This window comes from Cryobacterium psychrophilum, assembly GCF_004365915.1.
Classification (GTDB): Bacteria; Actinomycetota; Actinomycetes; order Actinomycetales; family Microbacteriaceae; genus Cryobacterium; species Cryobacterium psychrophilum.
This window is the reverse complement of record NZ_SODI01000001.1, coordinates 166,559-185,849: the sequence shown is the minus strand read 5'-3', so window position 1 is coordinate 185,849 and position 19,291 is coordinate 166,559. Positions and strand designations below refer to the sequence as shown.

Genomic DNA, 19,291 nt, shown 5'->3' with positions numbered 1-19,291 from the left:
ATGGCAGCCACGAAGATTTGCGCGTTTGACGAGCTTGAACCCAATCAGGCCGTCAAGGTCGACATCGACGGTGTCGCGATCGCGCTCGTGCGCGATGCGAACGGTGGGGTCTTCGCCATTGGCGATACCTGCACGCACGGCGACATCTCGCTCTCGGAGGGGTTCGTCGAAGGCGAGACCCTGGAATGCTGGGCCCACGGGTCCATGTTCTCCCTCACGACCGGCAAGCCGCTCACGCTGCCGGCCTATGACCCGGTACCCGTCTACCAGGTTGAACTCATCGACGGCGATATCTACATCGATCCCGCAGTCATCGTGGCCGTTTAGCGGTTCCCCCCACCTATCAGCTGGCGCTCGCTTCACCCGCGGCGCCGTCACAGCTAAAGTCACTTCAGAAAGCGAATAACATTCATGTCAGTTCTTGAGATAAAAGACCTGCACGTCAGCGTCCAGACCGATCAGGGCGTTACGCAGATCCTGCGCGGCGTCGACCTCACCATCAAAGAGGGCGAGATTCACGCCATCATGGGCCCGAACGGGTCGGGCAAGTCCACCCTCGCGTACACGATCGCCGGCCACCCGAAGTACAAGGTCGAGAGTGGATCCATCACCCTCGACGGCGCCGATGTGCTGGCCATGACCGTGGACCAGCGCGCCCGCGCCGGCCTGTTCCTGGCCATGCAGTACCCGGTCGAGATTCCCGGCGTTACCGTCACCAACTTCCTTCGCACCGCCAAGACCGCCATCGAGGGCGAGGCACCCCCCATCCGCAAGTGGATCAAGGACGTACGCGAGTCCATGGCCGCGCTGCGGATGGACAAGACGTTCGCCGAGCGAAACGTCAACGAAGGCTTCTCCGGCGGCGAGAAGAAGCGCAACGAGATCCTTCAGCTTGAACTCCTCAAGCCCAAGTTCGCTGTTCTCGACGAGACCGACTCCGGGCTGGACGTTGACGCGCTCAAGACCGTGTCGGAGGGCGTCAACCGTGCCAAGGAGAACACCGGCCTCGGACTGCTTCTGATCACCCACTACACGAGAATCCTGCGCTACATCCAGCCGGACTTCGTGCACGTGTTCGTGAATGGCCGCATCGCCGAGCAGGGTGGCCCCGAGCTTGCTGACCGTCTGGAAGACGAAGGCTACGATCGCTTTCTGACGCCCTCGAACGTAGGCTAGAGGCATGGTTTCAACCCTCAGCCCGGCGCGCTTCGACGAAATCGAAGAGGCACTCAAAGACGTCATGGACCCGGAACTCGGCATCAACGTCGTAGATCTTGGACTGATCTACGATCTCGGCTGGGATGACGAAAACGACGCGCTTATCATCCACATGACCCTGACGTCCGCCGGTTGCCCCTTGACCGACGTGCTCGAGGAGCAGACCGCAGAAGCCCTCGACGGGGTCGTCAACCAGTTCCGTATCAACTGGGTCTGGATGCCGCCGTGGGGGCCGGAGAAGATCACCGATGACGGTCGCGACATGATGCGCGCCCTCGGCTTCTCCATGTAAGGCTGTTCCACGCCGGTACATGTACACGAGCGATACCCCGGTTGCCCAGGCATCCGGGGTATCGCTGTTTAAGTCACGTGACCGGGTACTCCGCGCGTCACTGGATACCTATTCCATTGATTAGGAGGCTATTCTAAGATCCATGGCTATAGGTGCAGGACTACCCCGGCGGGCGCAGCAGGCCCTGGCAACACGTGAAGACATCGTTTCCTCCGCCGGGCGCCTCATGCTCGGCCGTGGGTACGTTGCCGTATCGATCGGAGACATTGCGACCGACGCGAACGTGGCGGTGCAGACCATCTACAACTCCGTCGGCACAAAGGCCGAAGTGCTTGCAGCCATTCTGGAGCGGGTGGCCGAACAAGCGGATGCCCCCGACCTCGTGTCGGCGTCGATGCGTCACAAGATCGAGGAGGCACGAAACCCCTCGGAGATCATTCGAATTCTCGCGGCCTGGTGCCAGGTCGTGAATGAACGCACGGCGGGCATACTGCGGGTCGTCACCGAGGCCGCTGTGATCGACCCCGACGTTGCCGAATTCGCCCGCAGGCAGGATGTAACGCGCTTGCGAGGGTACGGCGAGGTCGCCACGGTGCTTCGCGTCCGGCGCGGCCTGCGAACGGGGCTGAGCGATCACGAGGGCGCCGCCGCTATCTGGGCCATCGGACATCCGCAGGTCTATCGCACACTCGTTCTTGAGGTCGGATGGTCCGTCGAATCGTACCGGGAATGGCTCGAAAAGACGTTCCACGGGGCTCTCGTATAGGGGAGTGTGCGCGATCGCACCGGAAGACAATTATACTGATCAGTTGGACCACTTGATCCAGACACTCCCACCACCCCCCTGATCGGACTATTGCTGTGCTCAACGTGCAAGATCTCGAAATTCGCGTTGGAGCTCGCGTGCTCATGGAGGGCGTGAACTTCCGTGTCGCACACGGCGACAAGATCGGACTGGTCGGACGCAACGGCGCCGGCAAGACAACGCTCACGAAGACCCTCGCGGGCGAGACCAACCCCACCAAGGGTTCGATCAGCCACTCCGGCGAGATCGGATACCTGCCGCAGGACCCCCGTGCCGGAGACCCCTCCATGCTCGCCCGCACCCGGATCCTCGACGCCCGCGGGCTCGGGACGATCGCGCTCGGCATGCAGGAATCCAGCCTGCAAATGGCCGATCCTGACCCGAAGATCAGCGCCGCGGCCATGAAGAAGTACGGTCGCCTGACCGACGAGTTCAACGGGCTCGGCGGCTACTCGGCCGAAGCGGAAGCCGCCTCGATCGCCAGCAACCTCAAGCTTCCCGATCATATTCTCGATCAGCCGCTCAGTACCCTGTCGGGTGGTCAGCGCCGCCGCATCGAACTGGCACGCATCCTGTTCTCTGCCGCCGAAATGATGATCCTCGACGAGCCGACTAACCACCTTGACGCCGATTCCGTGGCCTGGCTGCGCGAATTCGTGAAGAACTACCGCGGCGGATGCATCATCATCAGCCACGACATCGAACTCGTCGGCGAGACGGTCAACCGGGTCTTCTACCTTGATGCCAACCGGATGATGATTGACATCTACAACATGAACTGGAAGAACTACCTCCTGCAGCGCACGGCAGATGCCGAACGCCGCAAGAAGGAGCGCTCCAACGCCGAGAAGAAGGCGTCAACGCTGCAGCTTCAGGCCGCCAAGTTCGGAGCCAAGGCGAGCAAGGCTGCGGCGGCTCACCAGATGGTGGCCCGTGCGGAGAAGCTCCTGTCCGGGCTTGATGCCGTGCGCGCCGTCGAACGCGTGGCCAAGTTGCGTTTCCCCGAGCCTTCGCCCTGTGGACGCACGCCGCTCATGGCCACCGACCTCTCGAAGAGTTACGGTTCGCTCGAGATCTTCACGGCCGTGGACCTCGCGATCGATCGTGGCTCCAAGGTCGTTATCCTCGGCCTCAACGGTGCGGGAAAGACCACGCTGCTGCGGATGCTCGCCGGAGTCGACGAGCCGGACACCGGGCGCATAGAGCCCGGACACGGCCTGCGCATCGGCTACTACGCCCAGGAACACGAGACCATTGACGTGAAGCGCTCTGTACTCGAGAACATGGTGTCCTCGTCTCCCAGCATCACGGACATGGAGGCGCGCCGCGTGCTCGGCTCGTTCCTCTTCACCGGAGACGACGCCAACAAGCTCGCTGGCGTTCTCTCCGGAGGAGAGAAGACCCGCCTGGCCCTCGCGATGATCGTCGTGTCCGGTGCGAACGTTCTGCTTCTTGACGAGCCCACTAACAACCTCGACCCGGCGAGCCGTGAAGAGATCCTCGATGCCCTGGCGCACTACGCCGGTGCCGTTGTGCTCGTGAGCCACGACGAGGGCGCTGTGCAGGCCCTCAACCCGGAACGCGTGCTCATCATGCCAGAGGGAACAGAAGACCACTGGAACAAGGACTACCTCGACCTGATCGAGCTCTCCTAGCCAGTCGAACTGGGACGACCAATGCCGAACCGGACCCTGCAATCGCGCGGTCCGGTTCGGCATTGTTGCGCCTGCGTCTAGCGGCCCTGCCGATCGAGGAGCTCGTCTTCTATCTCGGCATCGTTGCGCGGCTTCGCCGCTCGCTTGCGATCGCGTTCGTCCGCGCGTCCGCGCTCGGCGGGATCCGCCGCGTTCACGGTGCGGTATTCCTCACGGACCGACCACCCCAGTCCCACGAAGGCGATCAGCCCAAAGACGAACCACTGCAGCGCGTAGGAGAGGTGCGGGCCCTCGTCCCTGATCGGTTTCAGCACGGCCGTCGGTTGCGTCCCGAGCGGCCCGGGATTCTCGGAATCGAGCAGCCCGTAGGCTCCCGTGTAGAGGGGTTGTCCGAGGCGCCCGGCAAGATCCGTCAGATTGATGGTGGCGATCTGGTTGCCACTGGCCGTGCGGTTGTTCAGTGTGGGCTCACCGGCCTTCAGCCGCGCGACGACCGTGACCTGGCCGGCGGGCGGTGCCGGAACGACATCGGGGGCATCCTGGCGGTCGCCTGTTGGCAGCCAGCCGCGGTTGACCACGAAGACGGTCCCATCATTCAACCGCAGCGGAGTCAGTACCTCGAAGCCCGGGCGGACGTTGAGCGGTCGGTTTCGCACCAGGAGCTCTTCCTCGACGAGGTAGGTGCCCGTCATAGTGACGGGGAGCCACTTCTGAGACTCCGCGAATGAGTCCAGGCGGGGGAGGGCCTCCGCAAGCGGCATCGGGGATGAGTCGTAGTTCGCGTCGATCTTGGACACTTCGACAAGCGCCTCCGTGCGGCGCGCAAGCTGCCAGACGCCGAGCCCGGAGCACACCGCCGCGAACAGGATCGTGAGGGCCAGGTAACCGGCCCAGCGACGCGTGAACGCGAATTTCCATGCGTTCATGTGGGCACGTCCGTTGCAGTTAGTGGTGCCACCCGCAGGGGGAAGTCGCGCATGGTGAGGAACTCACGGAGGTAGTCAACATGGTGGCTGCACGCGAGCCAGGTTTTCACCCGATCTTCGCTGTGGATTCTGGGATTGCGCCAGTCCAGGCGCCATACGGCGGCGTCGCGGCAGTCGGCTCGCGAACACGTCGCCGAGTCGAGCGGGGCGCCCAAGCCAATCACTGATCGTCCCGACTGGCTGTGCGCGGAACCGAATCGTTCATCGCTGCACCGTCACCGCGATAGCGCTCAACGGTGCCGGGCCGCAGAACCTGAGCGCCGCGGGGATTGGACTGCACGTTGGCCATGACGACGGCGAAGTAGGGAAGCGCGATCGCGCCGATCGCGCAGACGAGAAGCCACCAGCCATGGACAAACAGCATCAGCACGATGCACACCATGCGAATCCCCATGGCAACCGTGTACTTGATCATGCGACTGCGCCGTTCCGCCTCGGGGGAGAGGGGAAGTGAGGTGATCGACTGCTGCTTCATGTCGGAATACGCTCCACTACAGCGGATGACTGTCCGCTGCGTCCAGTTTACGTCTCGCTACGAGATCCCGAAGACGCCTTAAGCTGTGAATCGGCGGGCGAAAGTTTTGCCGCGCCACGACTGTTAGGAATGTGCATGACAACGACACGAACCGTCCTCGTTACCGGCGGCAACCGAGGCATCGGTTTTGCCATTGCGGAGGAGTTCCTGGCCCACGGTCACCGAGTGGCCGTGACCTCACGTTCCGGCCACGGGCCGGAGGGCAGCCTCACCGTTCGCGCCGACGTGACGGACGCTGCGAGCATTGACGCCGCGTTTACGGAAATCGAAGCCGCCTACGGCCCGGTCGACGTTGTCGTGGCCAATGCTGGGATCACGAAGGACACGCTGCTCATGCGCATGTCCGATGACGACTTCACCTCGGTCATCGACACGAATCTCAGTGGCGCATTCCGCGTGGTCAAACGAGCGTCAAAAGGCATGCTCAAGGCCCGCTTCGGCCGGATTGTGCTGATCTCCAGCGTCGTCGGCCTCTACGGCTCCGCCGGGCAGGTGAACTACTCCGCTTCGAAGAGCGGCCTCGTCGGACTCGCGCGATCCATCACTCGGGAGCTCGGGTCTCGTGGCATCACCGCCAACGTTGTGGCGCCCGGCTTCATTGAAACCGACATGACCGCGGCGCTGCCGGACACGACGCAGGCCGACTACAAGCGTTCCATTCCTGCCGGTCGCTTCGCAACGCCGACGGAAGTTGCCCGCGTCGTCACCTGGCTCGCCGGCGACGACGCCGGGTACATTTCAGGGGCTGTCATCCCGGTGGATGGTGGCTTGGGGATGGGCCACTAGCGCCCGGCAGGCAGGCGCACACCACTCCTCAGCCGCACGCCGATCAGCCGCGCAGCCCGAGCAGCGGGAGAACCTGGCTGAGGTCGCACACGTCGATGGCGAGATCGGCGGCGGCCCTCACGCGGGGTTTCGCGTTGAAGGCAATGGCGAGACCGGCGGCGTCCATCATGTCCAGGTCGTTGGCGCCGTCCCCGACGGCGACGGTACGGGGGAGCGGCACGCCGTCGGCGAGCGCCCACTCCCGCAGTGCCGACGCTTTGGCTGCGGCGTCGATCACGGGCCCCAGCACGCGCCCGGTGAGGCGTCCTCCGACGATCTCCAACCGGTTGGCCCGCCAGTGGTCGATGGAGAGCTCCGCGGCCAGGGGATCCAACAGTTCATGAAACCCGCCGGACACGACGCCGACGCGGCATCCGTTCGCGTGCAGGCCGGCGATGAGTTCCGGCACGCCCTCAGTGAGGCGGATGATCCGCCCCACGTCGGTGAAGACGCTCTCCGGGAGCCCCGCGAGCGTGGCGACGCGCGCGCGGAGGCTTTCGGCGAAGTCGATTTCACCGAGCATTGCCCGTTCGGTGACCTCGGTGACGAGTTCACGAGATCCAGCGGCATCCGCCAGGAGCTCAATGACCTCGTCTTGGATAAGAGTGGAGTCCACGTCGAGAACGACGAGAAAGCGAGTTGCAGGGGTCACGGGTGGACGCGCACGCCCTTGCCGACCACGGTGATTCCAGAATCGGTCACGCTGAAGCCACGAGCGAGGTCGCGGTCCCGGTCGACTCCGATCGATGCACCGGCCTCAACGACGACCTCCTTGTCCAGGATCGCCCGGTGCACGACGGCGTCGGCCAGGATCTGCACCCGGTCGAAGACGATGGAGTCGACGACCTCGGCGCCAGAGCCGATGACCGTCCAAGGACCGAGCACACTGCGTTCGATGTGGGCGCCCGAGATGACGCAACCGAGCGAGACAATCGAGTCGATCATGGTGCCGAGTGTGCCTCGGGCGTCCCGTACGAACTTGGCTGGTGGCGAGTTCAGCTGCTGGCTGAAGATCGGCCACTCCTGATTGTAGAGGTTGAAGATCGGGAGGGCAGAGATCAGGTCCTGGTGCGCTTCGAAGAACGAGTCGATCGTTCCCACGTCGCGCCAGTAGTAGCGGTCCCGGTCCGTGGAACCGGGCACATCGTTGAGCTGGAGGTCATAGACACCGGCCTCGCCGCGCGCGACGAAGTCGGGGATGATGTCGCCACCCATGTCATGGCTCGAGTCTGTACGTTCTCCGTCGCGCAGAACGGCTTCGATCAGCGCGTCAGTGTTGAAGACGTAGTTACCCATCGAGGCGAACACCTCATGCGGCGCGTCGGCCAGGCCGACGGCGTCCTTGGGCTTCTCGCGGAAGTCCTTGATCCGGTCGGGGGTTGCGGCGTCGACCTCGATCACGCCGAACTGGTCAGCGAGGCCGATCGGCTGACGAATGGCGGCAACGGTGGCCTGGGCACCAGAGCGGATGTGAGCCTGGATCATCTGGCTGAAGTCCATGCGATACACATGGTCGGCGCCGACCACGACAACAATGTCGGGCTTTTCGTCATGGATGAGGTCGAGGCTCTGCAGGATGGCGTCAGCCGACCCGCTGAACCAGCGTTTGCCGAGGCGTTGCTGCGCCGGTACAGAGGCAATGTACGAATTCGACAGGCCTCCGTTCATATGCCAGGTCTGTGACACGTGACGGTCGAGACTGTGTGATTTGTACTGCGTGAGGACGACAACCTGGGTCAACCCCGAATTGATCAGGTTGGACAGCGCAAAGTCCACCAGGCGGTAGTGACCGCCGAACGGTACGGCGGGTTTTGCGCGGTCTTCGGTGAGCGGCATCAGCCGCTTGCCCTCACCACCAGCGAGTACTATTCCAAAGATCTTCTTGGCCTTCATGTGTACAGAGTAGGGCTAATAGGGAGTGTCATGCGCCACCTGCGTGTGTTGCATGTCTCGCTGCGCTAGCTTTGCTCCATGCGAGTGGACATACTGACCAAGGAATACCCGCCCGAGATCTATGGCGGTGCCGGCGTGCACGTGACGGAGCTCGTCAAGGCACTTCGTGAAGATACGGATGTGACGGTGCGGTGCTTCGGCCCGCCCCGCACGGATGCGGAGACGTATGCATATGATGTGCCTCCCACGCTCACGGATGCGAACCCCACGCTGGCCACCCTCGGTGTCGACCTCCAGATGGCACAGGACGTGGGAGGGGCGGACATTGTGCATTCCCACACCTGGTACGCGAACGGTGCCGGGCACTTCGCCAAGCTCCTGCACGGTGTACCGCACGTCGTGACGGCACACAGCCTCGAACCGCTGAGGCCCTGGAAGGCAGAGCAGCTCGGCGGCGGCTATCGAGTGTCGAGCTGGATCGAAAAGACCGCCTTTGAGGCAGCGGATGCCGTCATCGCCGTGAGCGGTGGCATGCGCCGCGATATTCTGCGGAGCTATCCGTCCCTGGACAAATCCCGGGTGCACGTTGTCTACAACGGCATCGACCTCGACCGGTGGAAGCCGACCACCGACCTTGACTTCGTTCGGTCCCTGGGAATCGATCCCGATCGCCCCTCGGTCGTTTTCGTCGGACGCATCACCCGTCAGAAGGGGCTCCCGTACCTGTTGCGGGCTGCAGCAGTATTGCCAGCAGATGTTCAGCTTGTGTTGTGCGCCGGAGCGCCGGACACCCCAGGCATCCTCGCTGAGGTCACGGCCGGTGTCGAGGAGCTGCAGAAAGAACGTTCCGGAGTCGTGTGGATCAACCGACTGCTGGCGCAGCACGAGCTCTCAGCGGTCCTGACCCAGGGGACCGTCTTCGTGTGCCCGTCGATCTATGAGCCGCTGGGCATCGTCAATCTCGAAGCCATGGCGTGCGGTCTCGCGGTCGTCGGAACCGCCACGGGCGGCATCCCGGAGGTTGTTGCGGACGGTGAGACCGGGCGACTCGTTCCCATCGATCAGATGACGGATGGAACCGGAACTCCGCTTGACCCCGACCAATTCGTGGCCGATTTGGCGCGGGTACTCACCGAAGTCGTGGCCGATCCGGTGCGGGCGGCCGAGATGGGACGACAGGGTCGCATCCGCGCGGAGAAGGAATTTGGGTGGGCGCAGATCGCGACGCGCACCCGTGAGATCTACGCCTCGTTGCTGTAGACCGACCATTGCCCGGTCGCCCTGTACCCGGCGACCGGGCGACGCCCGATAACATGGCCTAATGGTCAACGTTCTTCAATTCACCGACGTATCCGTCGTCCGGGCTGGTACAACCATCCTCGACTCAGTGAACTGGAGCGTCGACGATGATCAGCGCTGGGTGATTCTCGGTCCCAATGGTGCCGGCAAGACCACGCTCCTGCAGATTGCCGCCGCGATCACTCACCCGTCGAGCGGTACTGCCGAGGTTCTTGAGGAGCCGCTCGGGGGAACGGACCTCTTTGAGCTTCGTCCGCGCATCGGCTTCGCGTCGACCGCCATGGCGCGTCGCGTCCCGGCCGACGAGAAGGTCCTCGACGTCGTCATGACGGCCGCATACTCCGTGACGGGCCGCTGGAACGAGGAATACGAAGACATCGACGAGCGCCGCGCCCAGCGCGTACTCAACGAATGGAAATTGGAGCACCTGGCTCAGCGCAAATTTGGCACCCTGAGCGATGGCGAGCAGAAGCGCGTTCAGATTGCACGGGCCGTTATGACCGACCCCGAGATGCTGCTGCTCGATGAGCCGGCCGCGAGCCTCGACCTCGGAGCGCGGGAGGCCCTGCTTCAGCTGCTGAGCGGCTACGCGAAGGAACCGCACTCCCCGGCAATCATTATGGTGACGCACCACGTGGAAGAAATACCCCTGGGCTTCACCCATGTACTGCTGATCAAGAACGGCGCCATCGTTGCATCGGGGCCCCTCGCTGAAGCACTGACGGGCGAGGCCCTGAGGGAGACCTTTGGCCTCAACATTGAACTCACCGAAACCGACGGTCGTTACGCGGCCCGGTCACTCTAATTTTGCCTGTGCCTTCCCCCGCGGAGACGCCTTTCTGCTAACGTAGACGGTGGCCATTTGGCCGCACAGTTTTGCACCACTAGACAGCACTGTGACCAGTTAAAAGTCTGTTCACCTGAAGTGCGATAAGGAACTCTTCATGAAGTCTGACATCCACCCCGTGTATAACCCCGTCGTTTTCCGCGACCTCGCCTCGGGCGCGACCTTCCTCACCCGCTCCACGGTCTCCAGCAAGAAGACCATCGAGATGGAAGACGGAACGACCTACCCGGTCATCGACGTCGAAATCTCCTCCGAGTCGCACCCGTTCTACACGGGCAAGCAGCGCATCATGGACTCCGCTGGACGCGTTGAGAAGTTCAACTCGCGTTACAAGGGCTTCGGCAAATAACAGCCGCACCAGGCTCAATCGGCACCGCGTTCTCGTAGCATTTCGACGAGAGAGCACGTGCCCCAACGAAAAGGCGACCAGCTTCTGCTGGTCGCCTTTTCGTTGCGTTCCGCACTGATCCGCGAACGAAAACTACGCGGCCACTGAAAATGGAGCTTTAACGCTCCGGCCACAGCACGTCGGCCACGAACTCCGGATCTCTGCCCCGGCGCATGTACTCCTGAAAGCTTTCCGCCTGCTGGCGGTACCAGGTGATCTGGGCGGCGTGCAGCTCAGAGAGCGTGGTCGGGAGGGCGTTCACATGCGCCCGGTGAATGGCCTGCGCCACCCGACCCGCGGCGATGGCGTCTGCTCCTGCATCGTGCGCGTCGGCGAGGGTCACCCCATAGAAGGCCGACGTGGCCTCGAGGGTGCGCTTTCCCTTGCGGTACTTGTCGACGCCCTTGTCGATGACGAGGGGATCAATCACCGGATACGGCGACAGCAGCGGTGCGATCCCGTGTCGCGTGGCCTCACGATTCAGCAATGTGAGGTCATACGGAGCGTTGTAGGCCACCACCGGCAGGCCGTTGGCGAGATGTGCGCTAAGTGCTGCCACGATCTCCGCGACCCCCTCGGCAGCCTTCTGCCCGTTCAAGACGGCGTGTTCGGTCGTGATGCCATGCACGTTCGTGGCTCCGGCGGGAATGTCGACACCCGGGTCCAACAGCCAATCGATGCGCTGTTCAACGTCGCCGTTCTCACCGAGCACCGCCACGGTCGCTGAAACGATGCGACAGGTCTCCACGTCGATTCCGGTTGTTTCTAAATCAAAGACGGCGAGTCGATCGCTCCAGTTGCTCATACCCCCACCCTACGGGCGCCTACCGACACTGCCCGGCAGGCCAGCCCGGCGGCTGTCCTATCCGCAGCGCAGCCAGAAGAAGCTCTGGGCGCCCAGCGTCAGTGTGAGCGCCCCCTCCGCGTCGAAGCTCGGGAAGACGGCGCCGCCGAACAGGTCGTAGAGACGCGTCCCCGCCATCTCCGGGTCGGTAATCTGAAACGCGACCGGATTGTGCGAAAAACTGAAAACGCACAGGACCGTTTCCGGCTGGTCCCCGTACATCTTTCCGCTTCCGGCGTAAGAGCGCGTGAACGCGAGAACCGACTCATGGTTCGTCGTGAGCACCTTGATCGCACCGAGACCGAACGTGGGATGCGCCTTCCGCACGTGGATGACGTTGCGGATCCAGTGGAGCAGCGATCCCGACTGGGCGAGGTGCGTTTCCACGTTCGTTTGCGTGTAGTTGTAGACGAGGGACTGCACAAGGGGCAGGAACAGCTTGCCGGGGTCGGCGGAGGAAAAGCCGGCGTTGCGGTCGGGTGTCCACTGCATGGGTGTGCGCGAACTATCCCGGTCGGGCAGCCAGATATTGTCGCCCATGCCGATTTCGTCGCCGTAGTACAGAAACGGGCTTCCCGGCAGGGCAAAGAGCAAGGCGTGCGCGAGCTCAAGCTCGGAGCGGGAGTTGTCCAACAGCGGAGCCAGCCGACGACGGATGCCGATGTTCGCTCGCATCCGTGGGTCGTAGGCGTACCAGCCATACATCGCCTGCCGGTATTCCTCACTCACCATCTCGAGCGTCAACTCGTCGTGATTACGCAGGAACACGGCCCAGCCGGCCCCCTCGGGGATATCGGTGGTCTCGGACAGCACGCGCACGAGCTCATTGGCCTGCTGTGAGCGCAGCGAGTAGAAGATCCGTGGCATGACCGGGAAGTCAAAGGCCATGTGGCATTCGGGCTCCTCCTCCGTACCGAAGAAGGCGGCAACCTCACGCGGCCACTGGTTCGCCTCGGCGATCATGACCCGACCTGGGTAGTCCCGATCGACCATGGCCCGCAGCTGCCGAACGAACTCGTGCGTGGGCGGCTCACCCTCACCATTGCCCTCATCCGATTCGTACAGGTAGGGGATGGCGTCGAGCCGAAATCCGTCGACCCCGAGGTCGAGCCAAAAACGAATGACATCGACCATGGCCTCGTGCACGGCCGGATTCTCGAAGTTGAGGTCGGGCTGGTGGGAGAAGAAGCGGTGAAAGAAGAACTGCCGCCTCACGGCGTCGAAGGCCCAGTTCGATTCCTCGGTGTCGGTGAAGATGATGCGAATGTTGGGGTACTTGTCGTCCGTGTCATTCCAGACATAGAATTCCCCGAAGGGGCCTTCGGGGTCTTCCCTGGACTGCTGGAACCACTCGTGCTGGTCGGAGGTGTGGTTCAGCGGAAGGTCGATGATGATGCGCATGTTGCGTTCGTGCGCCTTCGTGACCAGGTCCTTGAACTCCTCCAGCGTGCCGAACTCGGGCAGGATCGACCGATAATTCGAGACGTCGTAACCACCGTCCCGGAGCGGTGACGTGAAAAACGGAGGAATCCAGAGAGCGTCGATTCCGAGCCACTGCAGGTAGTCCAATTTGGAGACGAGTCCCGCGAGGTCGCCGAAACCGTCGGCATTGCTGTCGACGAAGGAGCGGACCATCACCTCGTAAAAGACCGAGCGACGGTACCAGAGCGGGTCCAGACTCAACCCGGGCAGCTGAATGGGTGCAGTAAAGCTCACGGCGATCCTCCCGGCCCAACAGGGCACTGGTCAGCAAATAGTCGATCTGAAAGCCAGATCAGACCGAGTCTAGAGCGACGCGGTCAGTGTCTGGCCAGACGCAGGCAAGTCTCCCCGATAAACTTTCTTTGATGATCGTTCCTTCCCCCTACGCCGACCTGCTTGACCTGATCCCTGTGACGGCCCGCACCCTCACGGTGTGTGGCAGCCGGAGTGCGTTCTGGGAGTACGGCGACCCCGAATCAGCCACGACAATCGTGATGGTGCACGGCTTTCGGGGCGATCACCACGGGCTCGAACCCGTCGTGGCGCACCTCCCCGGGGTGCGGATCATCTCACCGGACCTGCCGGGTTTTGGAGAGTCCGAGCCGCTCGTGGGCCGACGCCACGACCTGGACGGCTACGCGTTCTGGCTGGCAGCGTTCCTCAAAGCGCTTGCACCGACCGGTCGCGTCGTCATCCTCGGGCACTCCTTCGGGTCGATCGTTGTCGCCGCGGCGCTGGCCGGCGGCATGCCCGCCGACGACGTCGTTCTCGTGAACCCCATCGCGGCGCCGGCTCTGTCCGGGCCGCGCGGGGTTCTCACCCGACTCGCAGTTTTCTACTACTGGGCAGCGGCAACCCTTCCGGAGCGCCTCGGTTTCGCGCTGCTTTGCAACCGGGCCATCGTGCGCATCATGAGCGTCACGATGACCAAGACCAGGAACCACGGGCTGCGCCGGTGGATCCACAACCAGCACGACCGATTCTTCTCGGCGTTCTCCGACCGCACGGTCGTTCTTGATGCCTTCCGAGCCTCGGTCGGACACGATGTCAGCGAGTTCGCAGCCCGCATTCCCCAGCGAACAGTGCTCATCGCCGCGGAAAAAGATGACATCACCCCTGTTGCGGCGCAGTATCGCCTGCAAACGCTGTTCGCGGATGCCTCGCTCGCGGTGATCCAGGATGTGGGCCACCTCATCCACTATGAAATGCCGTCCCCCGCCGCCGCGCAGGTGCGGACCTTCCTCGCCCTGGCGGAAACGACATGAAGATTGTCTTCGACTGCCGGTACACCAGGACGGATCGTCACGACGGGATCAGTCGCTACACGGCGGGGCTGGTCACCGAACTCGCCGCGTTGCATCCGCTCACCATGCTCATCAGCGATCACCGCCAGCTGGCCATGCTGCCGAACGTGCCGTGGCAACTCGTGAGCGCACCCACGAGCATCCGTGAACCGTTGGTCGCGTACCAGGTGAACCGGCTCAACCCGGACGTCGTGTTCAGCCCCATGCAGACCATGGGTTCCTGGGGGCGCACGTATCGTTTGCTGCTCACCGTGCATGACCTCATCTACTACCGCAATCGCACGCCCCCTCGAGAGTTCTCGTGGACGATTCGGTTGTTGTGGCGCCTCTACCACCTCTCCTGGTGGCCGCAGCGGATGCTTCTCAATCGCGCGGACGCGGTCGTCACGGTTTCCGAGACCACCGGTTCACTCATCGCAGAACACCACCTCACTAGGCGCCCCGTGCGGGTCGTCCCCAACGCCGCAGCGCCTGCCCCAAACGATGGTCCGCAGGCGCCGCGCCTCGCCCCGGCAACCGGCCGGCTGGTCTACATGGGTTCCTTCATGCCGTACAAGAACGTGGACGCCCTCGTGCGCGCCGCGGCCGAACTGCCCGAACACGAACTACACCTGATGAGCCGGGTATCCGAGGAAGAGCGGGCCAGGCTCACGAGTCTCGCCCCACAGGCTCGACTCGTCTTTCACAACGGGGCGACCGACGAGGAGTACACCGCCGTGCTCCGCTCGGCGACCGCCCTCGTGACCGCATCGCTGGACGAGGGTTTCGGCATTCCGCTCGTCGAGGCGATGAGCCTCGGCGTTCCGGTCGTGGTGAGCGACATCCCCATTTTTCGAGAGATCGGTGCCGACGCCGCCCTCTACTTCGAGCCCACCGACCCGGCGGCTCTCGTCGCCGCCGTGCACGCACTGGCCGAACCGGGGGAGTGGGCGGCTCGGTCTGGTCGCTCCGTTGTCGCGGCGTCGCGCTTCACGTGGCGGGCCTCTGCGGTCAAGCTGCTCGCGGCGATCACCGAACAGGTCGAGCCGGGCTCACGGGGCTGAGACCCGCCTCACCGACGTGCTCGCTGGCCGCTCAGCGCAGAACGTCGAATGATTCGTTGACCGTGCGGAGCGTCGCGTCGAAATGCGTGAGTTCAATGCGGCCGTACTGCCAGACGAAATCGTGCACCGAACCGTTGGCGATGATCTCGTCGTGGCGCGGGCGTTCCCCGTCGGTGAAATGGCGCAGCAGCGTGCCGATGATGCCGCCGTGGCTCACGATCAGCACGGACTTGCCGTCATGCACGTCGGCCAGGCGCGCCAGTGCGGGCAGCACCCGGCCCAAGACGTGCTGGCGGGTTTCCAGACCGGGGACGGGGACGCCGTCGGGAAAGCGCTTCTGCCGTTCCGCGAAGGTGAGCCCCTCCACCTCGCCGTGGTGACGTTCGGTCATATCCGCATCGAGTTCCGGTCGGGTGAGTCCTAGCTCGCCGGCGATGATCCGCGCGGTTTCTTCGGCTCGCAGCAGCGGGCTGCTCACGACAACGTCCCAATGTCGCTCACGCAGGCGCATGCCCGACTCGGCGGCCTGGGCCCGCCCGGTGGAATTCAGCGGGATGTCCGTGCTCCCCTGGATGCGCTGGTGCAGGTTCCATTCGGTCTGGCCATGGCGCACGATGGACAGCCGTGTCACGCGCGCGGCCTCCGTACTGTTCAGCACAGGCGGTCCGCCAACCCAGCGAGGGTCTCCGAGGTGCCGGCGTCGAGCTTGAGCACCGCGCGTCCGTCGCCCTTTGTGGCGCCGCGGTTGATGACAATGATCGGTAGTTTGCGGCGACGAGCCTGTTCAAGCAAGCGGATGCCGGAATTCACCGCGAGAGAGGACCCCGCGATAACGAACGCCTCGGCGGCCTGCACGAGCGACTGGGCGGCCGTGAACCGTTCGGTGGGCACCAGCTCACCGAAGAACACCACATTGGGCTTGAGCATCCCGCCACAGACCGTGCAGGCCGGAATGGTGAAACCGTCAATGTCATCGACGTCGACGTCGCCGTCCGGAGCGATGCGCACGGCCTCGGGCGTTCTGAGCGACGGGTTCGCATCTTCCAGCCGCTCCGCCACGCTGTCTCGCCCGAAGGCCTGTCCGCAGACGAGACAGATAACGCGATCCATCGATCCGTGCAGTTCGACGACGTGCCGGGACCCGGCGCGCGCGTGCAGGCCGTCAACGTTCTGCGTGATGATGCCGGAGAACACACCAGAGGCCTCGAGGCGCATCAGTGAGGTATGACCCATGTTGGGCTGTGCCGCGCGAAAATGTCGCCACCCCAGATGGCTGCCCGCCCAATAACGTTTTCGAGCGCGCTCGTTGCTCGCAAAAGTTTGAAAGGTCATGGGCGTGCGCTGAGGAGCGCCCTCGCCCCGATAGTCCGGAATACCCGAGTCGGTGCTGAGCCCGGCGCCGGTCAGGACGACGGCCTGGCGTCCGCGCAGCATGTCGGCGAGGGCGTCGAGTTGTGTCCGCGCCGTGGAGTTGTCCGGTGTACCGGCAGGCGCCTCATGGGCTAACACTGCGTCAGTCAGGATGCCGGCACGCGGGAACAGATCGGCTGTCATACATGCTCCCGTCTCGATCTGTGGAGTTCCACCCGGACCCGGGGAAACCGCGGGCTCGTATTTTCCCACACTACAATTCTAAACTCGTCTGTTTTCAGAAATGATTGCCGACCTGTCAGGCTGAACGTAACTCTCCCTCGAAAGGCGCTCTTCCCGTGCAGATCATCCCCATCACCGACCTCGATCTGCCCGACCTGAGCGACTACTCCCGCCTCACCGATGTCGCGTTGCGACGGGTCTCCGAGCCCGCCGGTGGTCTCTACATCGCGGAGTCTGCCAAGGTGATCGGTCGCGCCCTCGCTGCGGGCCACCAGCCGCGCTCCCTCCTCGTTCAGGAGCAGTGGCTGCCCGACGCGGAACGGCTGCTCCAGGATTGGCCGGATGTGCCCGTGTACGTGGGGGAGTCTCGAATACTGGAGAAGCTCACGGGATACAACCTGCACCGCGGCGCCCTGGCCGCCATTCATCGTCCGGCGCTCCCGTCGGTGTCAGAGCTCATCGCCGACGCCCGCCGCATCGTGATTCTCGAAGACATCGTCGATCACACGAACGTGGGTGCCATTTTTCGTTCCGTGGCGGGCCTCGGCGCCGACGCCGTGCTGATCACGCCGCGCTGCGCGGACCCACTGTACCGACGCAGCGTCCGCGTGAGCATGGGCACCGTGTTGCAAGTGCCGTGGACCCGGCTCCCCGAGTGGAGTGAGGCGACGCCGCTGCTACGCGAGGCCGGCTTCCACCTCGCAGCGCTGGCGCTGAGCGACGAGGCCGTGTCCCTCGATCGTTTCGCCGCCACCGCGCCGGAGCGGGTGGCCCTCGTGCTCGGGGCCGAGGGCGATGGTCTCAGCCCCCACGCGCTCGAGGCTGCGGACACCGTGGTCACCATCCCCATGCTGCACGGCGTCGATTCGCTCAACGTGGCCTCGGCGAGCGCCGTCGCGCTCTACGCCCTACGCCTCTAGCCATTGTGGAGTCGCGGCACTCGTTTGGTCCCACAGCACTAATTTCAACGAGTGCCCGGGACTCTAACGAGTGCGACGACGGCCAGGCAAGGCACCGGCGAGGCCAGGGCCGGTACGATTGACGGATGCCCCAGAGCCGACGCGTGACCCTTCGCCGAAGGCGCCTCGCCGTCTTCGGATCCCTCCTCATTGCCCTCGTGGGCGTCGGTTACCTCGGTGCCACCGGGCTCGCCCCCGTGCCGGCGTCGGCCGCCACGATCAGTCAGCCCGCGGATCTGACACAGCCGACGACGGAACCGGCATGGCCGAGCTTCGGCGAGGGTGCGATCGGGGCCGTCGGATTCCCCGGGGTGCTCGCGTCCCACGGGGAACAGGCATCCGTTCCGATCGCGAGCATCACGAAGATGGTCACGGCACTCGTGGTGTTGGACGCCAAGCCTCTCGCCGCGGGCGAGGCCGGGCCCGACATCACCTTCACCGATGCCGATATTGACCTGTACTACAAGTCACTCGCCGAGAACGGCTCTGTCGCCACCGTCGTATCGGGCATGGTGCTGAGCGAGCGAGAGGCTTTCGAGGCCATGCTGCTTCCCTCCGCCAATAACTACGCGGCCTCCCTTGCCGTGTGGGCCTACGGAAGCGAGAAGGGCTACCTCACGGCCGCGAACTCCTGGCTGCAGGCGAAGGGCCTCACCGACACCGTCGTGGCCGACACGAGCGGCATTTCGTCCAGCAGCGTGAGCAGCCCGGCGGACCTCGTCGAGCTCGCGAAACTTGCCGTCGGTAACCCGGCACTGGCCGAGATCGTGGCAATGCCTGCTGCCGTTCTGCCCACGATCGGCAGGGTCACGAACACGAACAAGCTGCTCGGCACGGGGGGCGTTGACGGCATCAAGACCGGAACGACCGATGCCGCCGGCGCGTGCCTGCTGTTCTCGACGGACCTCACCGTGGGCGGCGAGACCGTCACCCTCGTGGGCGTGGTGCTCGGCGGCGACACGCACGGGGAACTCAATGATGCGATTGCTGCGCTCATCGCGAGTGTCAAGCCGGGCTTCCAGGACGTGGACCTCGCCGCGAAGGGCGATTCTTTCGGCTCGTACACGACGAAGTGGGGGCAGACGGCAGACGCGGTGGCCGGCGAGGACGCCTCCGTCCTCGTCTGGTCGGACACTCCCGTCACCGGCGCGATCACGGCACGAAACATGACCGTCGGCCAGACGGGCGACTCGGTCGGCGACGTGGACTTCACCGTGGGGGACCGGTCGGTCAGTGTGCCCCTGGTGCTCGACGAACCCCTCACCGGCCCGGGTCCCGGCTGGCGGTTCAGCCACCCGGGCGAGCTCGCGGCCGGTTAGCGGC

21 protein-coding genes are annotated in these 19,291 nt (G+C 64.1%); 13 read left to right on the top strand and 8 right to left on the bottom strand.

Annotated features, from left to right (window positions below; genetic code table 11):
• The 5 genes from EDD25_RS00915 (at nt 1) to EDD25_RS00895 (ending at nt 3,970) form a co-directional block, all read left to right on the top strand.
• Nucleotides 1-327 carry a non-heme iron oxygenase ferredoxin subunit gene (locus EDD25_RS00915; protein ID WP_134171613.1) on the top strand — a complete coding sequence of 109 codons (327 nt, stop codon included), beginning with the start codon at nt 1-3 and terminating at the stop codon, nt 325-327.
• An 84-nt stretch (nt 328-411) separates the two neighbouring features.
• Nucleotides 412-1,176, top strand: coding sequence for a Fe-S cluster assembly ATPase SufC (gene sufC, locus EDD25_RS00910; RefSeq protein WP_134171612.1), 765 nt, complete (start codon nt 412-414; stop codon nt 1,174-1,176).
• A gap of 4 nt (nt 1,177-1,180) precedes the next feature.
• On the top strand, nt 1,181-1,510 hold the full coding sequence (locus EDD25_RS00905; RefSeq protein WP_134171611.1) for a metal-sulfur cluster assembly factor: 330 nt from the start codon (nt 1,181-1,183) through the stop codon (nt 1,508-1,510).
• 142 nt (nt 1,511-1,652) lie between these two features.
• The gene (locus EDD25_RS00900) at nt 1,653-2,276 is read left to right on the top strand and encodes a TetR/AcrR family transcriptional regulator (RefSeq protein WP_134171610.1); all 624 of its coding nucleotides are present in this window, start codon (nt 1,653-1,655) and stop codon (nt 2,274-2,276) included.
• Between the two features lie 95 nt (nt 2,277-2,371).
• Nucleotides 2,372-3,970 (top strand): ABC-F family ATP-binding cassette domain-containing protein, encoded by a 1,599-nt coding sequence (locus EDD25_RS00895; RefSeq protein WP_134171609.1) that lies wholly within the window; start codon nt 2,372-2,374, stop codon nt 3,968-3,970.
• 77 nt (nt 3,971-4,047) lie between these two features.
• On the opposite strand, the gene EDD25_RS00890 is transcribed toward EDD25_RS00895, so the two are convergent.
• Both EDD25_RS00890 and EDD25_RS00880 read right to left on the bottom strand, forming a co-directional pair.
• A complete protein-coding gene (locus tag EDD25_RS00890; protein WP_134171608.1) occupies nt 4,048-4,896 on the bottom strand; it encodes an SURF1 family cytochrome oxidase biogenesis protein in 849 nt (282 codons plus the stop codon).
• Between the two features lie 220 nt (nt 4,897-5,116).
• A complete protein-coding gene (locus EDD25_RS00880; protein WP_134171606.1) occupies nt 5,117-5,431 on the bottom strand; it encodes a DUF3099 domain-containing protein in 315 nt (104 codons plus the stop codon).
• A gap of 135 nt (nt 5,432-5,566) precedes the next feature.
• Here EDD25_RS00880 and EDD25_RS00875 point away from each other — a divergent pair, with 135 nt between their 5' ends.
• Nucleotides 5,567-6,277 (top strand): beta-ketoacyl-ACP reductase, encoded by a 711-nt coding sequence (locus EDD25_RS00875; protein ID WP_134171605.1) that lies wholly within the window; start codon nt 5,567-5,569, stop codon nt 6,275-6,277.
• Between the two features lie 43 nt (nt 6,278-6,320).
• Here the strand turns inward: EDD25_RS00875 and serB are convergent, their stop codons facing one another.
• Nucleotides 6,321-6,968: a phosphoserine phosphatase SerB gene (gene serB, locus EDD25_RS00870; RefSeq protein ID WP_134171604.1), complete on the bottom strand. Its 648-nt coding sequence runs from the start codon at nt 6,966-6,968 to the stop codon at nt 6,321-6,323.
• Nucleotides 6,965-8,209, bottom strand: coding sequence for a glucose-1-phosphate adenylyltransferase (locus EDD25_RS00865; RefSeq protein ID WP_134171603.1), 1,245 nt, complete (start codon nt 8,207-8,209; stop codon nt 6,965-6,967). Before EDD25_RS00865 ends, serB begins: the two co-directional genes overlap by 4 nt.
• A gap of 78 nt (nt 8,210-8,287) precedes the next feature.
• On the opposite strand from EDD25_RS00865, the gene glgA reads away from it, so the two are divergent.
• From glgA to EDD25_RS00850, 3 genes are all read left to right on the top strand, one after another.
• Nucleotides 8,288-9,469 (top strand): glycogen synthase, encoded by a 1,182-nt coding sequence (gene glgA / locus EDD25_RS00860; RefSeq protein WP_134171602.1) that lies wholly within the window; start codon nt 8,288-8,290, stop codon nt 9,467-9,469.
• Between the two features lie 61 nt (nt 9,470-9,530).
• Nucleotides 9,531-10,313 carry an ABC transporter ATP-binding protein gene (locus EDD25_RS00855; protein ID WP_134171601.1) on the top strand — a complete coding sequence of 261 codons (783 nt, stop codon included), beginning with the start codon at nt 9,531-9,533 and terminating at the stop codon, nt 10,311-10,313.
• A gap of 139 nt (nt 10,314-10,452) precedes the next feature.
• Entirely contained in the window at nt 10,453-10,704 is a 252-nt protein-coding gene (locus tag EDD25_RS00850) for a type B 50S ribosomal protein L31 (protein WP_134171600.1), read from the top strand.
• Between the two features lie 157 nt (nt 10,705-10,861).
• On the opposite strand, the gene EDD25_RS00845 is transcribed toward EDD25_RS00850, so the two are convergent.
• Nucleotides 10,862-11,548, bottom strand: a complete 687-nt coding sequence (locus EDD25_RS00845) for an exonuclease domain-containing protein (RefSeq protein ID WP_134171599.1) — start codon at nt 11,546-11,548, stop codon at nt 10,862-10,864.
• A 57-nt stretch (nt 11,549-11,605) separates the two neighbouring features.
• Complete coding sequence (gene treS, locus EDD25_RS00840; protein ID WP_134171598.1) at nt 11,606-13,303, bottom strand: maltose alpha-D-glucosyltransferase; 1,698 nt, start codon at nt 13,301-13,303, stop codon at nt 11,606-11,608.
• A gap of 131 nt (nt 13,304-13,434) precedes the next feature.
• Here treS and EDD25_RS00835 point away from each other — a divergent pair, with 131 nt between their 5' ends.
• Complete coding sequence (locus tag EDD25_RS00835) at nt 13,435-14,334, top strand: alpha/beta fold hydrolase (RefSeq protein ID WP_134171597.1); 900 nt, start codon at nt 13,435-13,437, stop codon at nt 14,332-14,334.
• A complete protein-coding gene (locus EDD25_RS00830; RefSeq protein ID WP_134171596.1) occupies nt 14,331-15,416 on the top strand; it encodes a glycosyltransferase family 4 protein in 1,086 nt (361 codons plus the stop codon). Before EDD25_RS00835 ends, EDD25_RS00830 begins: the two co-directional genes overlap by 4 nt.
• Nucleotides 15,417-15,447: 31 nt before the next feature.
• Here EDD25_RS00830 and EDD25_RS00825 read toward each other — a convergent pair whose 3' ends face one another.
• On the bottom strand, nt 15,448-16,047 hold the full coding sequence (locus EDD25_RS00825) for a histidine phosphatase family protein (RefSeq protein WP_166671155.1): 600 nt from the start codon (nt 16,045-16,047) through the stop codon (nt 15,448-15,450).
• Nucleotides 16,048-16,067: 20 nt separating this feature from the next.
• Complete coding sequence (locus EDD25_RS00820; RefSeq protein WP_241986338.1) at nt 16,068-16,850, bottom strand: Sir2 family NAD-dependent protein deacetylase; 783 nt, start codon at nt 16,848-16,850, stop codon at nt 16,068-16,070.
• 275 nt (nt 16,851-17,125) lie between these two features.
• Between EDD25_RS00820 and EDD25_RS00815 the strand changes: the two genes are divergently transcribed.
• Entirely contained in the window at nt 17,126-17,929 is an 804-nt protein-coding gene (locus EDD25_RS00815) for a TrmH family RNA methyltransferase (protein ID WP_134171593.1), read from the top strand.
• Nucleotides 17,930-18,054: 125 nt separating this feature from the next.
• Nucleotides 18,055-19,287 (top strand): D-alanyl-D-alanine carboxypeptidase family protein, encoded by a 1,233-nt coding sequence (locus tag EDD25_RS00810; RefSeq protein ID WP_134171592.1) that lies wholly within the window; start codon nt 18,055-18,057, stop codon nt 19,285-19,287.
• Nucleotides 19,288-19,291 lie beyond the last annotated feature (4 nt).